Source organism: Exobacillus caeni (assembly GCF_005747095.1).
Classification (GTDB): domain Bacteria; phylum Bacillota; class Bacilli; order Bacillales; family Guptibacillaceae; genus Exobacillus; species Exobacillus caeni.
Window position 1 is genome coordinate 193888 of record NZ_SWLG01000008.1, and the last position, 18599, is coordinate 212486.

General features: G+C 45.1%; 21 protein-coding genes. All 21 read right to left on the reverse strand.

What is annotated here, in order from left to right:
* Positions 1-163 precede the first annotated feature (163 nt).
* The 21 genes from FCL54_RS13245 to FCL54_RS13340 all read right to left on the reverse strand — a co-directional run bounded on the left by FCL54_RS13245 (position 164) and on the right by FCL54_RS13340 (position 18108).
* The gene (locus FCL54_RS13245) at positions 164-1156 is read right to left on the reverse strand and encodes a phosphotriesterase family protein (RefSeq protein ID WP_138127106.1); all 993 of its coding nucleotides are present in this window, start codon (positions 1154-1156) and stop codon (positions 164-166) included.
* Positions 1156-2829, reverse strand: a complete 1674-nt coding sequence (locus tag FCL54_RS13250; protein ID WP_138127107.1) for a long-chain fatty acid--CoA ligase — start codon at positions 2827-2829, stop codon at positions 1156-1158. The genes FCL54_RS13245 and FCL54_RS13250 overlap by 1 nt, the downstream gene beginning before the upstream one ends.
* A 24-nt stretch (positions 2830-2853) precedes the next feature.
* The gene (locus FCL54_RS13255; RefSeq protein ID WP_138127108.1) at positions 2854-3813 is read right to left on the reverse strand and encodes an alpha/beta hydrolase; all 960 of its coding nucleotides are present in this window, start codon (positions 3811-3813) and stop codon (positions 2854-2856) included.
* 116 nt (positions 3814-3929) lie between these two features.
* A complete protein-coding gene (locus FCL54_RS13260) occupies positions 3930-4718 on the reverse strand; it encodes an enoyl-CoA hydratase/isomerase family protein (RefSeq protein WP_138127109.1) in 789 nt (262 codons plus the stop codon).
* Between the two features lie 50 nt (positions 4719-4768).
* Positions 4769-5542 (reverse strand): SDR family NAD(P)-dependent oxidoreductase, encoded by a 774-nt coding sequence (locus FCL54_RS13265; protein WP_138127110.1) that lies wholly within the window; start codon positions 5540-5542, stop codon positions 4769-4771.
* 64 nt (positions 5543-5606) lie between these two features.
* Positions 5607-6020, reverse strand: coding sequence for an acyl-CoA thioesterase (locus FCL54_RS13270; RefSeq protein ID WP_138127111.1), 414 nt, complete (start codon positions 6018-6020; stop codon positions 5607-5609).
* 99 nt (positions 6021-6119) lie between these two features.
* Positions 6120-6689 (reverse strand): TetR/AcrR family transcriptional regulator, encoded by a 570-nt coding sequence (locus tag FCL54_RS13275; protein WP_138127112.1) that lies wholly within the window; start codon positions 6687-6689, stop codon positions 6120-6122.
* Positions 6690-6774: 85 nt separating this feature from the next.
* Positions 6775-7944 (reverse strand): thiolase family protein, encoded by a 1170-nt coding sequence (locus tag FCL54_RS13280; protein ID WP_138127113.1) that lies wholly within the window; start codon positions 7942-7944, stop codon positions 6775-6777.
* Positions 7945-7971: 27 nt separating this feature from the next.
* Positions 7972-8745, reverse strand: coding sequence for an SDR family oxidoreductase (locus FCL54_RS13285; protein ID WP_138127114.1), 774 nt, complete (start codon positions 8743-8745; stop codon positions 7972-7974).
* 271 nt (positions 8746-9016) lie between these two features.
* Positions 9017-9418: a MaoC/PaaZ C-terminal domain-containing protein gene (locus tag FCL54_RS13290; protein ID WP_138127115.1), complete on the reverse strand. Its 402-nt coding sequence runs from the start codon at positions 9416-9418 to the stop codon at positions 9017-9019.
* Positions 9415-9864 (reverse strand): MaoC family dehydratase N-terminal domain-containing protein, encoded by a 450-nt coding sequence (locus tag FCL54_RS13295; protein ID WP_138127116.1) that lies wholly within the window; start codon positions 9862-9864, stop codon positions 9415-9417. Before FCL54_RS13295 ends, FCL54_RS13290 begins: the two co-directional genes overlap by 4 nt.
* A gap of 21 nt (positions 9865-9885) precedes the next feature.
* Positions 9886-10650, reverse strand: a complete 765-nt coding sequence (fabG, locus tag FCL54_RS13300) for a 3-oxoacyl-ACP reductase FabG (RefSeq protein ID WP_138127117.1) — start codon at positions 10648-10650, stop codon at positions 9886-9888.
* A 99-nt stretch (positions 10651-10749) separates the two neighbouring features.
* Entirely contained in the window at positions 10750-11928 is a 1179-nt protein-coding gene (locus FCL54_RS13305) for an acyl-CoA dehydrogenase family protein (RefSeq protein WP_138127118.1), read from the reverse strand.
* A 137-nt stretch (positions 11929-12065) separates the two neighbouring features.
* Positions 12066-13217: an acyl-CoA dehydrogenase family protein gene (locus FCL54_RS13310; protein ID WP_138127119.1), complete on the reverse strand. Its 1152-nt coding sequence runs from the start codon at positions 13215-13217 to the stop codon at positions 12066-12068.
* Between the two features lie 28 nt (positions 13218-13245).
* The gene (locus FCL54_RS13315; RefSeq protein WP_171016835.1) at positions 13246-13662 is read right to left on the reverse strand and encodes a PaaI family thioesterase; all 417 of its coding nucleotides are present in this window, start codon (positions 13660-13662) and stop codon (positions 13246-13248) included.
* A gap of 44 nt (positions 13663-13706) precedes the next feature.
* Complete coding sequence (locus FCL54_RS13320; RefSeq protein ID WP_138127121.1) at positions 13707-14255, reverse strand: GNAT family N-acetyltransferase; 549 nt, start codon at positions 14253-14255, stop codon at positions 13707-13709.
* 152 nt (positions 14256-14407) lie between these two features.
* Positions 14408-14572 (reverse strand): hypothetical protein, encoded by a 165-nt coding sequence (locus tag FCL54_RS24060; RefSeq protein ID WP_171016836.1) that lies wholly within the window; start codon positions 14570-14572, stop codon positions 14408-14410.
* A gap of 28 nt (positions 14573-14600) precedes the next feature.
* Entirely contained in the window at positions 14601-15005 is a 405-nt protein-coding gene (locus FCL54_RS13325) for a VOC family protein (protein ID WP_138127122.1), read from the reverse strand.
* A gap of 2 nt (positions 15006-15007) precedes the next feature.
* Positions 15008-15964 (reverse strand): sigma-70 family RNA polymerase sigma factor, encoded by a 957-nt coding sequence (locus FCL54_RS13330; protein WP_138127123.1) that lies wholly within the window; start codon positions 15962-15964, stop codon positions 15008-15010.
* Positions 15965-16238: 274 nt separating this feature from the next.
* Entirely contained in the window at positions 16239-16832 is a 594-nt protein-coding gene (locus FCL54_RS13335; RefSeq protein ID WP_138127124.1) for a YdeI/OmpD-associated family protein, read from the reverse strand.
* 91 nt (positions 16833-16923) lie between these two features.
* On the reverse strand, positions 16924-18108 hold the full coding sequence (locus FCL54_RS13340; RefSeq protein WP_138127125.1) for an MFS transporter: 1185 nt from the start codon (positions 18106-18108) through the stop codon (positions 16924-16926).
* Positions 18109-18599: the final 491 nt, after the last annotated feature.

Genomic DNA, 18599 nt, shown 5'->3' on the forward strand with positions numbered 1-18599 from the left:
CTGACACATGCCAAAGTGGCCATTTTTACATTGACACTCCCATAGCTAAAGCAATGGGATTCTGAAGTACTAAACCGTTCGCAATTCGTTTCCGCTTTGAACTAGCCTTCAGGTAAAAGACCAAATCATAGATGATTTGGTCTGATAACGAAGGAATAATTGGCTATGCTTCTACTACTTCAGAATGGGCAAATAATTTTCTAGGGTTTTCTTCCATCATTTGAGTGATTTCTGCATCTGTAACGCCTGCCTGCTTCAGTTTAGGAAGGATATTTTCAAACAGGTGTCCCGGATGCCAGTTTTCCATCATCTTCTCGATCGGCTCCGGCATGACAGCAGGCCTTCCCATCCAATAATTCACGGAATCATGTGCAAGCATGATCCGATCAGCATATCCCGATTTAACCAGCCCTATCAAAGTGGCTATTCGTTCATTGTCGAACGGCGCTCCTACCATGCCCTGGATTCCAAATCGGTCGAACGCAATATTAACCCCTGTGCTCAATGTTTTTAAATGGTAGGCAATATCAGTGTTCCCGCACATATGGCCGATCACGATGCTATTCGGGTCTGCTCCGTTCTCAATGAGCAAGTTGGCCTGTTCAGGACCCATCGTTCCTTCTTGTGTATGCGTCATGATGATGACACCTGTTTCCTTCTGCACTTTGGCCGCAACTTTGAAGAACATTTTCTCATAATCTGTTATTTGATCTTTGCTTGAAGCGACTTTTATAACTCCAGGTTTTATTCCGGTTCGGCCGATGCCATCGGTGATCTCCTTCATAAACATGTCATAGATGTCGGTTTCAGCTGTTCCCAGCAACTGTCTCAGTTTATAGTACGGAGTGGCCCCTTCTCCTTCATAATAGTATCCTGTTGCGCAGATGATCTGCAGGCCTGTCTCTGTTGAAATCTTTCGAAGCAATTCAGGATTTCTGCCGCATTCATTCGGCGTTGGATCGACAACTGTTTTGATTCCGTGCTTCATCACCGTTTCTGCTACTGAAATGCCAACCTCAAGCGCTTCTTCTTCTCGATATTCTCCCAGCGTTATATCACCGCTAAAGCCCGGATATCCGAAAACGAAATGCTCATGGATCAATGTCTTTCCCAATTCTTCTGCAGAAATTGGCCCTGTTACTGTTTCGATCTTCATTATTTAACCCCCTCCGCTTTTTTCTTTTCTTCTTCCTGAAGCTTTCGCCATAAGATCTTTCCGCTGCTCGTAGTCGGGAACGCCTCTTTGAATTCAACAAAACGCGGATACTTGTAAGCCGCCATTTTATCTTTAGACCATTCGATGATCTCTTCTTCTGAAACTTTGCCGACATAATCATCGTTTAAGATCACAAACGCTTTAACTGTTTCCCCCCGGCGCGGGTCAGGCACACCGACAACACATGCCTGCTGTACGGCAGGATGGTCATATAAATAGGACTCGACCTCTGTCGGCCATACTTTGTATCCGGAAGCGTTGATCATCCGTTTGACACGGTCAACGATGAAAAAGTAGCCTTCTTCATCATAGCGGGCGATGTCACCTGTCCTGAAAAAAGACTTTCCAGCCAACTCAATAAAGGAATTTCGATTTTCATCATCCCTGTTGTAATAACCGATCATCACCTGTGGCCCATTTACGACAATTTCACCGATCTCATTAGGTCCGAGCTCCTCCCCTGTCACCGGATCGATGATTCTTGCGTCAACATCAAAGGAAGGAACTCCAAGACAGGCCATCTTCGGTCTGTCAGGCGGATTAAAATGAGTCTGCGCAATCGTTTCAGATAACCCGTAGCCTTCGACAAACTCAAGGCCGGTCAGCTTAAACAGCTTTTCCCCGACCGCTTTCGGGAATGCGGCTCCCCCTCCGGAAATGGACATTAACGAAGATAGGTCTTCGGCTTTCAGTTCGCTGTTCGCAAGGAAATCGATCAACATCGTGCTTATTGTGACCCAGTGTGTACAACCCTGTTCTTTAATAAGCTTTGCTGCCGTATTACGGTTCCACCTGGTCATGAGCACCATTGTGCTGCCGCCAAAAATCGGCATATGCATGCTGTGGATCATACCTGTGACATGAAAGATCGGAAGTGTCATGAGATGTTTTGTATTCGTTGTCGCCCTGGACCAGTAGTAGGATCCCACCGTATTTGCCTGTACAGTGCTGTTCGTATGCATGCAGCCTTTTGGAAGGCCGGTTGTTCCGGACGTATATGGAAGAACGGCGAGATCATTGCCCGTTCGATCGTGCGGTCCTGGCTTATAACCTGCCTGAACTGCGTTTTCCCAGAGAAAATGATTCGGCTCATTGAACAGAGCCCTTGATGCCTTCACTTCTTCGGGGAGTTCTCCGTCAAAGTTATCGCTTAGATAATCCCCATAAGCTGCGATCACGAGATTTTTTAGTGAGGTTCTGTCTATCAGTGGTTGGACATTCTGATAAAGCTCCTGTCCAAGGACCGCATTCTTGATCTCACAATCTTTTATATAGAATTCAAGCTCATCAGCGGTAAGCATCGGATTGATCGGAACGACGACTGCGTTCGCCCGTAAAATCGCATAAAATGCGATGACGAACTGAGGGGAGTTTTGCATGTATAACAATACTTTTTCATCAGGTTTAACCTGTAGAACCTCCTGCAAATATCCTGCAAGTGCTTCGACCTCTTCATCTAACTGTTGATAAGTGATCGACGTACCATAATAATAGATTGCTTCATGTTCGGGGTAACGTAATGCTGTTACTTTAAGGTTGTTGTATAAAGAGGTTTCCGGAACAATAATCGACTTTGTTACTTTCGGCCAGTACTCATAATGTCTCGCTTGCATACGATCTCTCCTTTTTGGATTCATTCAGACGCGTTGACGATTCGCGGCCCTTTCGGAAAGCTTCTGTTTTAATGCCTTAGCTGCATCTATGATTGCCTTTTGACCATCCTCTATCGCTTCTGTCATACTTAAAAAGCCATGTATCATTCCCGGGTAACGTACATATTCCGTCTTTACTCCGGCAGCTGACAGTTTTTTAGCATAAGCCTCTCCTCCATCACGGAGCGGGTCATATTCCGCAGTTAAAATATACGCTGGGGGCAATTCCACAACTTCTTCATCAGGGATCAACAATGGTGCTGCCAGTGGATCCATCATATCTTCAGGACTGTTCAAGTACTGCTCAGTAAACCAGTTCATCGTAGCTTTCGTTAAATAATACCCTTCACCAAATTTTTCGTAGGATTCTGTACGGTCGAAACCGACTGACGGGTAAAACAACATCTGACAGGCAACGTGAGGTCCCTTCCGGAGATAGGTTAGATAACTGACCACTGCAGCCAGGTTTCCACCTGCACTGTCGCCTCCGACTGCAAGTGACGTCCTGTCGATCTGGAGCTCCTCTGCATTTTTATAAACCCATTCTAATGCAAGATAGGCATCCTCAACTGCAACCGGAAACTTTTCTTCAGGAGCAAGCGAATAATCCACAGAAACAACGATACATTCTGCCTTATTCGCAAGGGAACGGCAAAGCGCATCATAGGAGTCGAGGCTGCCGATCACCCACCCTCCCCCGTGGTAATAAACAAGAACAGGCAGGACCCGATTTTCTACAGGGGTATAAATTCTTACCTGTATCTCGTTCTTATATCCTGGGATGGTTTTATTTTCTACTCGGGCTATCGTCTCGCTTTGATTCAACTTTTGGCTCATCACGTCAAAAGATGCTCTCGCTTCTGTCAACGGCAACTCTTCGATAGGCGGTAAACCTCTGGAATCCATAAACTCTAACAGGGACTTTACCTGGGGATGCAAGCTCAACATTTTCCCTCCTTCATTTTTGAAAGCGCTATCATTTTGAAGCGCCTTTCACTTTATTTAGTATTCAGTCTACTAAATGTGCAAGAATACTTCGGCCTCGCTTCTTCATCACCACCTTATTTCCCTTTAAAATCTGGATTTCGTTTCTCTTTAAAAGCATTCACTCCCTCTTGATGGTCTTCGGTTGTCACAATGGAGGACTGAGTGATTCTTTCCTGTTCAAGGATTTCTTCGAGTGAAGAAACAAGTGACTGATCGGCAATCTTTTTTATGAAGCCGTAAGCTCTTGATGGACCCGATGCCAGTTTTTTCGAATAATCCTCCAACTCCTGCTTAAAACTCTCAAGTGGGTATACTTGATTCACGATTCCTAGCGACCGTGCTTCCTGCACATCGATCGGCTCTGCATTGAACAAAAGTTCCTTTGCTTTGTAGGGGCCTACGAGTCTCGGCAGAAAATACAGGCCACCTCCATCTGAAATCAATCCGACTTTTGAGAAACTCAAAACAAATTTACTTCCCTCTGCCGCTAAAATAATGTCACATGCGAGCGCAAGGTTAAATCCAGCGCCTGCCGCAAAACCGTGAACAGCAGCTACGATCGGTTTTTCCAGATTCCGCATCGCCAGGATCAGCTCATTCAGCTTTCCGATATGATCATACACAGCAAGCGGTTCTGTCTTCCCCATCGTTTTCACATCTCCGCCGGCACTGAACGAACGCCCGGCACCGGAAAGTGTCACGACCCGAATGTTACCATCATCTTTCGCCTGTCCGATCGCTTCCTTTAAACCGAGGATCATCTCCGGGCTGAAAGCGTTCAACGCATCCGGCCTGTTTAAAGTGAGATTCATAACGGAACCCTTCACATCGACAAGAAAGTCTTTCGTTTCGGTTTGCTGCATAACCTTCCTCCTTTTAATTAGTCTTTCTGTATGTAAATGTCATAGGATGTTTACGTAATCAACCAGCCTCCGTCAACAAGAACATCAGAGCCTGTCATATAAGAAGCTTCACTTGATGCGATGAACGCGATGATATTAGCGATCTCTTCCGGTCTGCCAACTCTTCCAAGCGCAGTATTCCGCTTTATCGCTTCTTCAACTTTTTGGTTCTTCAGTCCCTCTTCGGTAAGCGGCGTCTCCACAAATCCCGGAGATACGGAGTTCGACCGTATCCCGTACTGTGCAAGCTCTGCGGCAAGAGCCTTCGTAAAATTGATCACCGCAGCTTTCGAGGCACTGTAATGTGGTATCTTCGCTCCTGCTTTATGGCCTGACAGGGACGCAACATTTACGATCGACCTGTCCCGGCTTTCGGTATCACTCGCTTCAGCCATCAGTTTCCCGAGCGTTTTTGACACAAGAAAAACGCTTTTCGTGTTTGTTTTCTGGATCTGATCCCATTCTTCTGATCCCAGCTCTAAAATGGATGATTGCCCTGATTCCCCTGCATTGTTGACCAGCACATGAAGATCTCCATACTCCCGTCTGACAAACTGCCCTAATTCGTTCACATCACTCTCATTCGTGACATCGGCTGGAAAAATGGCTGCTGCCTGCTCTTTAAGAGATTCATTGATTTTGTCAGCGACCCTTTCAAGCTTTGAAGCGGTCCTGCTTACTAAGATGAGTTTTGCTCCTTCGTTTGCAAGGCGTGTTGCAGCCATCTCGCCAATGCCGCTTCCGGCACCCGTAATGACTGCGATCGTATTTTTAAACCTGGACACACCTTCCCCCTCCTTTATAATTGGTATCTAGTAATCCCGAATTTTTTCCTGTATGAAAATAAAATTATGCCCCCATTGCAAGCTGTCCCTGAAGAATATCCCGAAGCCTGTCAGGGATCGGTTCGGTCTTTTGCTCCCGGAAATTGAAACAAACGATAACGGCCTCTCCTCTGGCGATCAGCTCTCCTGACTCAGCTTCTCTAATTAAATGGCCGATCCGGAAACTTTTTGTGCCGATATGGGTAACAAACGTGGAAACTTTTAACCCCTGATTAAAGTAGGCCCGGGCTAAAAAATCGCATTTCGTTGATGCCATAATGAATCGGTATGAATCCTCACCTGGCTTAGGACCAAAGCCAAGAGCGCCAAAGAATTTAGAACGAGCTTCTTCCATGTAAATAAAATAGCTTACACTATTGACATGCCCCGCTGCATCCGTTTCAGCAAACCTGATATAAATATCGGTCTCATGGTTCAATTCTTCTCACATCCCAGTGTTAAAGTTTTCTCAACTAACCGGTTAGTATACAGAGTGGACAGCACCGTATTTCTGGTGCAAAGGAAAGAATGGTGTGGTTCAATCGCCTGTTGAAATACCGTGCAAGATCAATTCTGTATAAATATCTGTTAATTCTTCTTCAGAAACTTCCCCGTCAGCTTTATACCAATAATAGCTCCAGTTCGTCATTCCAAGAATTGCCCTCGTCAGCATATCAGGGTTTAACCGGCGGCTGAACTCACCCTTTTCAACCCCTTCTTCAATAACAGCCTGCAAATTCTTTCGAAACAGATCCCTGTAGGACTTAATCATTTCAACATGGTCATCCTTCAGGTTTTTTCTTTCCCGAAAGAAAATCCGCGCGCTTTCTTTTCTGTTCTTGATATTGTGGATGAGAAGGAAAATAACTTCTCTGAGTTTCGTGTTGGTGTCTTTTGCCTCGTCGGAGAAAATCTTCTCCTGTTGTTTTACGAGATCTTCAATATAGCCCAAATGGATATCCTTCAGTAACTCTTGTTTACTATTAAAATAATAATAGAACGTTCCTTTGGTTACTCCAACGGCCTCAACGATATCCTGTACGGATGTTTCTGTGAATCCATTTTTGTCGAACAGTTCGATGCTTGTTTCTAATATTCTTTGTTTCATTGCCGAAATCCTCTCACTTTAAATATGATAGTAAATTATATCATATTTCCAATTGTCCAAAACGGATGGGAAAGCATGATAAAGCCTATTCACGCTCAATGATAGTGGCAATTCCCTGGCCGCCTCCAATGCAGGCGGTGATAAGAGCATACCGTCCTCCAGTGCGCTTCAGTTCATAAATCGCTTTTGTCGTTAAGATCGCACCGGTTGCTCCAAGCGGATGGCCGTGCGCGATCGCCCCTCCATTGATATTCACTTTTTCAGGATCCAGTTGAAGCTCCCTGTCACAGGCGATCACCTGTGCTGCAAATGCTTCATTGATCTCGATTACATCCATGTCATCGAGTGAGAGACCTGATTTCTCCATCACTTTCCTGGTGGCCGGTACCGGACCGATCCCCATAATGTTTGGGTCTACACCTGCTACAGCGTATTCCCTGATCGTCGCGAGCGGTGTCACGCCAAGCTCCTCCGCTTTTTCCCTGGACATCACTACGAGGGCTGATGCAGCATCATTTAACCCTGAACTGCTTCCAGCTGTAACGGTTCCATTCTCGAGGAACACTGGACGGAGGCCTGCTAATGCTTCCATTGTCGTTTGCTGCCTCGGATGTTCATCGGTTTTAAATTCGACAGGGCTGCCTTTTCGAACCGGAACATTTATCGAAACGATTTGTTCATCGAACCGGCCTTCTTCCATCGCAGCCGCCATTCGCTTCTGGCTGCGGTAGGCAAACTCATCCTGTTCCTCCCTGCTGATGTTGTACTTCTGGACGAGGTTTTCAGCGGTAATCCCCATCGGAGGATCTCCTATCTCTTTCGGTGACAGCTGTGATTTTCTAAATTTAGGCGGGACAGGACTGTATGGCTTTTCAGGACGGTCCATCAAGTAAGGCGCCCTGCTCATGCTTTCGGTTCCGCCTGCGACATAAATATCTCCGTCCCCTGCCCTGATCGCCTGGGCAGCAAGATTGATCGCATTGATCCCTGAACCGCACTGCCGGTCAATCGTTAATCCCGGCAAATCGATCGAAAGGCCTGTCTGCAACGCTGTTAACCTCGCAATGTTGCCTCCTCCGCTCAGGACGTTTCCCATGATCACATCATCGATCGATCCCGGGTCTACGTTTGCCCTTTTCACCGCTTCCTTGATCACTTCTGCTCCGAGCACATGGGCAGGCACCGTCGCCAATACTCCCCCCTGCCTTCCGATTGCTGTGCGGACAGCAGATACAATAACAGCGTCTCTTTTCATTGGTCTATCACTCCCTGATTAGTCTCTCTACATCGCATGTGTGCCGCCATCTACGATCACTACATCTCCTGTTATATAGTCAGAGGCTCCTGAAGCAAGGAACAATGCCGCTCCTTTCAGGTCGTGTTCTGTTCCAACTTTCCGTAGTGGCGTTCTTTCGATAATGTCACTTCCACCTTTTTCGATCAGCACCTTCGACATTTTTGTCGGGAAAAACCCGGGAGCAATCGCATTCACGTAAATACCCTTCGGCCCCCATTTAACGGCAAGATCCTTTGTGAACGTGATAACCGCTCCCTTACTCGAGTTGTAGCCGATCGCATCCATGTATTTAGGATTGGAACCCCTTAATCCGGCAACAGAAGCAATGTTGATGATCTTTCCGGATCCCTGCTCCAGCATCAACTTTCCTGCCGCCTGTGACATCAAGAAAGTTCCTGTCACATTTACGTTCATCACTTTCTGCCATGCTTCAAGCGGCATGTCTTCTACAGGCGCCCCCCATGAAGCGCCGCTGTTATTGACCAAAATATCGATTCTGCCAAATCGTTCTACTGTCGTATCGACGACGTTTTTAATGTCTTTTGGATCCGTGACATCGCATTGTAGTGCCAGTGACTCAACACCGAGCTTTTTTAAGCTCTCGCTGACCTCCTCGCAAGCTTCATGTTTCCTTGAACAAACCACAACATTGGCTCCGGCCTCTGCCAGGCCTTCAGCGATCTGCTGGCCGAGCCCTCTTCCTCCGCCAGTAACAATAGCTGTTTTTCCTGAGAGGTCGAATAATTTCATTACATGCATGATAACTTCCTCCTCGCACCTTTTGCTTACTGACTAATGAATAAAATCTGCTGAAACCCGATTAAATTTCTCTGAAATCAGAATAAATTTCTTTGAAGCGAGAATAAATCGCCCTGAACCAGGAATAAACTGCTTTGAAGTCAGAATAAGTTCTCCTGAAACTAGAATAAATGTTTTTGAATCAAGAATAAGCTGCTCTGAAAAGCGAATAAACTTCCTGTAACTTCTATCCTTCCTTCCCCGTCGTTCCATCGACAGAGTCTATACAAGATTAGTAGGTTGAAAGAACGACCTTCCCCTTAATCACATCCTTATCATGCTGATTGACTGCTTTCACTTTAAAAGTCAGCTTCTCTTCATCCGTTTCGGCCAATTCTGCCTTTAACGTCACGACATCGTCCAGAAACACCATGCCTTTAAAACGGATCGAATAGTCCTGGATGAAGTAGTCTTCATAGTAAGGAGTAAACAATTTAGCAAGGTTCCCCATCGTCCACATACCGTGCGCGATGATGCCCGGTAAACCAAGTTTTTCCGCCTCTTTGTCGATGGTGTGAATAGGATTGTAGTCTCCTGATGCTCCGGCATATTTAATAAGATCAAGCCTTGTAACCGGTGACAACGTGATATCTTGCAGCGATTCACCGATTTGCAATTCTGCTAACGCGTTCATACCATCAGCTCCTTCTTCACAGCCTCGGTTATGATGACTACCTGCTCTTCTGTAAAAATAGTTTTTCCGTCGTTATCCTCGCCGCGTCTAGTTAAAACAAGGAAACTCAATTCTCCGCTGCTTCCTTTGCGTTCATAGTAGTTCTTGATTTCAGTAGAACAATATATTTCTTCCCCGACGAAGAGCGGCCGTTCGTAATGATAGATCTGTTCGCCATGGATGAGTCCCTTGTTCGGGAGGTTCATCCCTTCGATCTCGCCGTAATCCAGAGCCCTTGGAAAAGTAGGCGGGGCAATGTTTTGCTTGAATCGTGATTTCTTCCCATACTCTTCCGAAACGAATAGAGGATGCGGGTCGCCGATCGCCTCCGCAAACTTTTTAACAGCACCTCGTTCGATCACATTCTTTACTTTCTCAGATTTCTTTCCGATAAAATCGTGAAACATCATGCCACCCCGATTTCTTAGTTAATTTTTTGGGCCTCCTGCTACATACATCACCTGTCCGCTAATAAACGAAGACTTTTCATCTGCAAAAAACGCAACAGCATTTGCGATGTCTTCCGGCTTCCCGCTTCTTCCTACCGGTATGCTGCTCACGCTCGCCTTTACAAGGTCTTCAAAGGAAATGCCGATCCGCTCAGCGGTTTGCTTCGTCATGTCAGTTTCGATAAAACCGGGTGCAACTGCGTTCGCTGTGATTCCAAACCGGCCCAGCTCGATCGCTAACGTTTTCGTGAATCCCTGCAGTCCCGCTTTGGCTGTCGAGTAGTTCGCCTGTCCTCTGTTTCCGAGAGCGGAAGTTGACGAGATGTTTATAATGCGGCCGTATTCCTGTTCCACCATATACTTTTGAACTGCCCGAGCAGCGTAAAAAGAACCTTTCAGATGAACTTCCATCACGGTATCCCAGTCTGAATCTGTCATTTTAAACAGCATGTTATCGCGGATAACACCGGCATTATTTACGAGGATATCGATCGATCCGAACGCCTCGTTCACCTCATTAGCAGCTGCTTCGATCTGTTCCGCATCTGCTACGTTCGCTGCCTTCGTAAAAATGTCATAACCGCGTTCTTTAAATTCAGACACCGTTTCACTTAAAGCTTCTTCGTTAATATCGATGATCGCTACCTTTGCTCCTTCTTCTGCGAACCTCCCTGCGATCGCTTTTCCGATCCCACGGCTTCCGCCTGTAATAAATGCCACTCTTCCATCAAATCGATTCGCCATGCTAGCTACCTCCAGTTTGTATGTAATACTTGTTTTAATAGAGATTTACTTCCTTCATTTAAACGCTTTCATTTTCATAAAAATTAATACGGGCAAAAATCAAACGTACTGCCCAACCTTCACATGCCCTTTCAGCAAGTTTCTTGAGATGATCAAGCGCTGGATCTCATCCGTACCATCGTATATTCTCCACAACCTTGCTTCCCGGTACCACCGTTCGATCGGCAGTTCCCTCGTGTAACCCATCCCGCCATGAATTTGAAGGACACGGTCTACTACGCGGTTGCCCATGTTGGAGCCGTATAGTTTTGCCATCGATGCCAGGTGGCGGTTATCCTCACCCTCATCAAGTGTAAAAGCGGCATTTAGGACGAGCCATTTTGCAGCTTCGATCTCGACTGCAGAGTCAGCAATCTGCCATTGGATCGCCTGCCTGCTCGCGATCGGCTTTCCAAACGTTTCACGTTCGTTCGCATAATCGATCGCCATGTTCAACAACCGTTCTGCCGCTCCGACCGCACGGGCACCGACGATCCAGCGGGCGAATCCGATCCACTCAAGGCCAAGATTATATCCCCCGTTCACTTCTCCTAAAATATTCTTTTCAGGAACCCGGACGTTATCAAAGATCAATCCGGCAGGTCCCCATTCTCCCATCGTATGGATGTACTCGGATTTCCAGCCCATCTCACGGTCAACGATGAAGCAGGTGACTCCTTTCCTTCCGTGAGAAGATTGGTGCAGCTCTTTGTCGGTGATCGCGATGACCATGACAAAATCGGCTTCGTTTCCGCCTGTGATAAACGTTTTTTCGCCGTTTAATACCCATTCGTCGCCGTCTTTAACAGCGGTCATCTTAATGTTTCTCGTATCAGACCCTGCACCAGGTTCGGTTATGGCAAAGCAGGATTTTTTCTCACCATTGATCGTAGGGATCAGGTACTCTTTCTTTTGTTCTTCGTTTGCACGATATAAGATGATGTCAGCTGAACCTCCAAATTGAAACGGAACAAATGTCTTCGACGTCTCCATCAGCACGATAGCCATCATCATCTGTCCGAGGTCCGCACCGGCATATTCCTCCGGCGTGTTGATTCCCCAGAAGCCAGCATTTTTTGCTTTTAACTGCAGTTCTTTCAATTTTCCCGGCGGCAGGCTCGGCCGCCCTTCTCTCTCATTTCTCAACACCTCGTTCTCCAGCGGCATCAATTCATTTTCTACAAACCTTCTGATCGTTTTCTGAACCATCTTTTGTTCATCTGTTAAACGCAAATACATGAGACCATCCCCATTCTCCATAGTTAAATGAATTTGCAACACTGTATACCAACCGGTTGGTATGTTATAGTTTTATTTTATTTTTAATTTTCAGAAAACACAACCCTATTTTACGAATTTTTCTTCCATACCGGCGCTTACTGGTTGTATTCCTTACGGAGCTGGCCTGCAATGATGTTTTTTTGAATCTCAGAAGTTCCTTCATAGATTCTTGTGATCCTTGCGTCCCGGTAAAATCTTTCTATCGGATAGTCAGAAATATACCCGAGCCCGCCATGCACCTGAAGCGCTTTATCCGCTACTCGGTTGTAAACTTCAGAGCCATAAAGCTTAAGCATCGCTGCTTCTTTGATCACCTTTTTCCCTTCTTCCACCATCCAGGCAACACGGTAAGTGAACGAACGGAGTGCCTCGATCTCGACCGCCATTTCTGCAACCATGTGCGCGACCGCTTGATGTTCGATGATCGGCACGCCGAACTGAACTCTATCCTCAACATACGCCAGGCTCATATCAAGCAGCTTCTGGCAGGATCCCAGATTCCTAGCGGCAAGGCCAGCCCGTCCGTTCGCCAGTATTTTAAGCGCGTTCACATATCCTTTTCCGAGTTCCCCGAGCACATTTTCTTCCGGTACTTCGCAATCCTCAAATATTAATTCCGCTGAGTGAGAGCCTTTCAAGCCCATCTTTTCCTCCACTGCCCCCAGATGGAATCCCGGAAACCCTTTTTCCACGATAAAAGAAGTGATTCCCTTCGCCCCTTTAGAAGGGTCGGTTACCGCCATCACCGTGAACACATCTGCTTCAGTCGCGTTCGTGATATAATGCTTTGTGCCGTTCAGGATATATTTATCGCCCTTTTTAGCAGCGGTGGTCTTCAGGTTGGAGGCGTTCGATCCTGCTGCAGGTTCCGTTAAAGCGAATGCGCCGATCTTCTCTCCCGCCGCCATGGCAGGCAGGTACTTTTCCTTCTGTTCATCGTTTCCCATCTCTACGATCCCGACTGTTCCGATCCCTGTGTGCGCACCGATCAAGGTCGTAAATCCATTGTGCGTTTTTCCGAGCTCTTCATAAAGCGCGCATTTCCCGACCATTCCAATTCCCAGGCCGCCATATTCTTCCGGAATACTCAGCCCAAACAAACCCATTTCCTTCGAAAGCTGGATGATACGCTCCGGAACCCTGTCTTCTTTTTCGATCTGCATCGCTACTTTTTCAACTTCCTCTTCCACAAACTTACGGATGTTACTTTTTAAAAACTCGATATCTTCGTCCAGACGAAAGTCCATACTCTTTTCCCTCCTATGTAAAAAATCTTTATCTCCGTTTGGTTGCCTTAAAGGTCCCAGTCCCTTTTGCAAGCAGGTTGCCTTCCCCGTCAAATACTTCCCCCTCCCCCATTTTAATTTTTCTTCCGTTTCCATAAGTCCTGGCTTTTGCAACGACCTTACCGCTTTTCACTTCTGCAATGTACTGGATATTGAGATCGACCGTAACGACAGGAAGGCCGATCTCAGACCTTAACTTCAGGCTGATGATGTTGTCTATAATCGTTGCGTAAACACCTCCATGAAGGCTTCCGTGTGTGTTTAAAAGTTTTTCCTCGACCGGCAGTTCCAGCGTCACTTCCTCTTCCGTTAGCTTGATCAACCGGAAACCGAGCAATTGAAAGAAGGGACTTGTTTCAAAATCTTGCCTGATCTTGTTTAATTGAATATCTTGATTTGTTTCCATTTCCATTCCCCTTTGTTTCATAAAATCCACGTTCCTTCCTGCATTTACTCCTGGTTAAGCCTCCCCATAATGATGGTGCCGTAGTAATTCCCGTCAGACAGTACTTTGTCTCCCTTCAAAATCCCCTCTACTTCAAAGCCGTATTTCTTGTAGAGCTTGATCGCTTTTTCATTCGTTTCGAGCACACTCAAGGTCATTTTTTTGATTTCGTTTGAATCTGCCCAGTGAATGCATGCTGCCAAAAGTTTTTCTCCCATTTTGTATCCCCAGTAATCTTTTAAAACAGCGACTCCAAATTCTACTTTATGGGAAAAGCGTTTTAGTTTGCTCCCTTCGCATCTGGCAAAACCTGCTATTCTCCCGTTTACCTCCGCAACTAAGAAGAGGTTATTCCTGCTTTCGGTATCCTCCTTAATCAGCTTTTTAAATCCTGGTTCGTCAATGACTGCCTCTCCCTTCTCTCTATCTAGATTTTCGGTTTCACCATCTGCCTGAAGCCTTACTTCGGACAACATTTCCGCATCTTTCTCTTCTGCTGATCTTATAACGTAAGATAAATCTCGAACCGCGAAATCTCCTGGTTGAATGACCATTTTTCTTGTACCCCTCGCTGATCTCGTTATTTTTACATAATAAACAGGAGTTGAATGAACAACTCCCTGGCTTTAAGCTTATAAATTTATATTCTACAAACTCGCGCTTTCTCCTTTTCTTCTACCAACCCTCTCAGGACATGAAGCTTCCACTAGTCCTTTTCATTCAATTCTTTCAATCTCTTCAGAGCGACAATCATTTCATTGTTCTCTAATTTCTGGCGTTCGAGCATACTCGATATCGTTCTTACTTTGAAAAAAAGATAAAACAATATGCCGAACTGGATGATTGTAAGCAATATCGTCATTAAAACCATTTCTATCCCCCTGTTATTTCAATAAACTTTATCTTAAGTGTGCAAAGCGTTTTTCTTCATACAGTCCCGGAAGATAAGCTTCCATCAGGTTCCCGTCTGGATCAGTGAATTTAAAATGTGCTTTGCTGCCTTCCAGCACGTTTACACCCTTACTTATTAGTTGCTCCCTGCATTGTTCAGCCTGCTCTTCTGAGATCGCAAACACCGGGTGCGTGCCATTCGCACCGTTATCAGACAGATCTTCTCCCTCTGCTAGCTCGATCAAACAAACAAGTGTCGACGGATTAGTGCTATGTTCATCAAATGCCAGAACAACCGTTGTCCCGTAGTCATGTTTTACGGCAAGTCCAAGTATTTCCTGATACCATTTACTCGCCCGGTCTATTTCTTTTACTCGAAAATTAATCTGGTTAACGCCTGAAAATAAGTTCATCGTTAAGTATCCTTTCCTTGATAGATGTATCCGTTTAGATGGGCTGAAATTCCCAGTTCTTTTGCAGCTTTCTCCAACAGGTCATTACAAAAATAATAGTCACGCTTTTTCATAATCAGACTTTCCTCTATTTCGAGCTGGATTAAATCGTATAATGTCTCTTTTCCTTCGAATTCTGTGAGCACAACGATCGTCGGCTGGTTCCAAAGATATTTAAGATAGCCTTTCATCGGCTTCGGATCATTGGCCCAGCCCTCAAGTGAATGTTTCCGAACGATATCCTTGCCATGCTCCACTGATGTATGGACAATATCATTCACTACATTCTCATCCATCAATCTAGCAATAGCATCTGGATCACGCCTGTTAAAAGCCTCGATGTAAGACTCGACGGTACGCTGCTGTCCTTTTGTTAAAGTTTCTTGTCCTGGCACCTCTGATAAAGGTACTTCACGGGCTTTTTTCAAGGAAGTTCTTGCTCGATACAGCATTTGCTTAACCGCTCCTTCTGTTGTGCCGATGATTTCAGCGATCTCATTGCCGGTAAAATCGAACACATCACACAAGAGAACGACTACCCTTTGACGAGGCGGCAAGTGCTGGACCAGCGTTTCCATCGCTTCTCTCGTTTCATGATAATAAGGCTCCTCAAGTGAATATTCCAGTTCAACTAGTTCTTTCAACACAGGCTGTTGTTTCTTCTGAATGTTGATCCACGTATTCGTAGCGATGCGAAACAGATATGCTTTCGTGACTACTGGCTGAACAAGGCGGGCGATCGCCCCGTAGGCTTTTAGTAACGTTTCCTGGACGAGGTCTTCGGCATCCCATGGAGACCCTGTGGTCATTAAGCAATAGCGCCATAATGCGGGGCGGTAAGGTTCTACCAGCAGATCAAATTCTCTTTTTATTTCTTTCATGGCTCTTTGATAATCGCTCAAGTTCGCAGTTTCCAGCATTAGCTCCTCCTTTCCATTCCTTCACCTTTATAAACAATGCATAGATCCAAAAAGTTACGGTCATTCTGATTTTTTTATTTCGACAAAAAAGAGGCGCTTCCTGTTTGATTAGGAAAAGAGCCTCTTTCTCTCGCTCACTATACTGCGCGATCATAACGAGAAAAAGTAGTTCGGTTTACAGGCAGGCAACCTTGATCCGAACTACTTTTTTCGTAATATATATTTGTAGGACAAAAGTTAAATGTATTGCTCACTTATTTTCGCATCCTATAGGTTAATCATTTAATCCCTTGCCATCAAGAATATGCTGGGTATATTTTTCGACCCTGGACTCTCTCGTTTTAGATTGTTTGGCTTTAGAAAAGTAAAGAATGTATGCTCTTTGCCGTCCAGGCGTCAATGCTTCGAAAGCAGTTTTCAAATCAGGAATCTCGTCGAATTTATTTTGCAATTCTTCAGGCATACTATATTCTGTCGTCTTTTTAAAATCCACTTTCAAGCCTGCTTTTTCCACTTCAATGGCTTCATCAATATAGTCTTTGATGGCGCTTTCCATTTCCATTATTGCCTGTACATTAGTGAAACGGATCTGGCGTGCTGCCTGTACATTCTCTGTTTGTTGAATCAATATCCCCTGAGGGTCCTTTAACAGAGCTCCTTTATGAAACAGAAGCGCACAATATTCTTTAAACCCATGGATGGTAACGATGTTATTATCCTCAAACATATAAGTCGGATGCTTCCATTTAATTTCTTCGGTCAGATCACAGGCAAGAACAATATTTCTAAGCTTCTCGAACTCTTCCTTCCACTGTTTCGATTTTCTTATAAATCCATCTACCTTGGGATTGGTTCTACTATTGGCCATAAACAAACACCCCCTCTTTGTACATTCGTTTTTGAATATTATTTTCCTTTTTACAACATATCTGACCAAAAAGCAGTCTCTTTAGCCAGTATTACTCTTTCTTTAACCTTTTAAAAATCAAAAACAGAACTGCCAATGCAAGGAATGCTGCGAGCAGCCAGACGAAACCTGCCGTAAAACCGATTCGCTCAATCCCAAAGCCAAACAACGGAAAGCCGATCATGATGATGAAGCTTTGCGTCAAACTGATCATTGAAAAGAACGTGGATCGGACATTGCTCTCAAGCAGCTGCTGGATATATGACGAGAATATCGGCTCGAACAGGCTCAGTAACTGTCCGAGGATAAGGAAGGACAACAGCACCGCCCAATCGACCGCAAAGATAAACAATAAAAAGAACAGGATATACAGACCGAAACCGTAATAAAGAATAGAAAAGAACTTGAACCTGGCCTCGATTCGATAAGCGATCTTCGCCATCACCACTCCGAGCAGCGTTTCTACAGTAAACACAATCCCTATTGCAGCAGGAGTATATCCGAGCTGGATGAAGTATTCCTGTCCGTAAAAAATAATGATTGTGAGAACAGCACTTGCCAAAACGAACAATGCGACCGGCACATGGATAGACGGATTCATTTTCCAGATCCTCAACCCCTGCTTAAACTGGTGGTTGAATTTGTGGTACCAGCGTCCAGCCAATTCTTCAGTCTTCTCGCGTGGCGGTTCTTTAATTAGAAACAGTGGAATTAGTGCAATTAAATGGGTGAAAATCATCGACCCGTACACAACAGTCCAGCTGATATTCGCCATAAAGCCTCCCAGGAAGTTGGCAAGACTCAACGACAACAGCGCAATCGCCGTCATGTTTCCAACCACCCTCGTATATTGTTTCTCCCGGTTCTCTTGCTTCAAAGTATCATAAGCTATCGCCTGTTCCGCCCCTGAATGGAAAGTTACGACGAGTCCCATCGACATAAACGCGAGCGTGAACATCGAGAAGCTTCCGCTCAGGAGCATAAATGTTCCGTACGCCAGGCTGCAAAAGTTTCCAAACAACAAACTGACCTTTCTTCCGTACAGATCAGCGATCATGCCTGTGGGGACTTCAAACATCACGATAGCAAGATGCAGCACCGCTTCCAGGATACCGATCTCCCCAAAGGTCATTCCTTTATCGCGCAGGTAAATCACCCAGAGTGCCCTATCGAAAAACAACTGGGCAAAGAATAAATAAAAATAAAGTACATTATTATTTGTTTTATTTTTCATCATGTAAACCGTCCTCTCTTATACATCAAAAAAGCACATAAAAAGCCGCAGGAAAGTAAACTCCTGCGGCTAACCGATATTCAGGAAAACTACTTAACGCTCAATACAATTTTTGGAATTTTATTTAAAAAAGGACACACTTGTCCCGAGGACGGTCAAAATTCCAAAAATGGACATCATGAACACGATAAACTTTTTCTCTTCCATGACACCCAGGTTGAACGTAAGCATGCTTTTCCCTCCCCATATATAAGATAGTTTCATTATAAGTTTTTGTTTTGCTTTACACAAGGAGGAAAACCTACTTTCCCTAACCTTGCAACAAAATCGTTCAATTTTTCGAGTGAGGTAATATTTTCGTTGCATTGTTCACTATCCTGGCAGATATAAGTCCCACGGCTGACATACGTTCCTTGAATCACACCTTTCTTTTCAGAGCTAAATAACCTACCTGAAAAATGACACGCTCCAACCTGGGAAACGTGCCTGTAAAG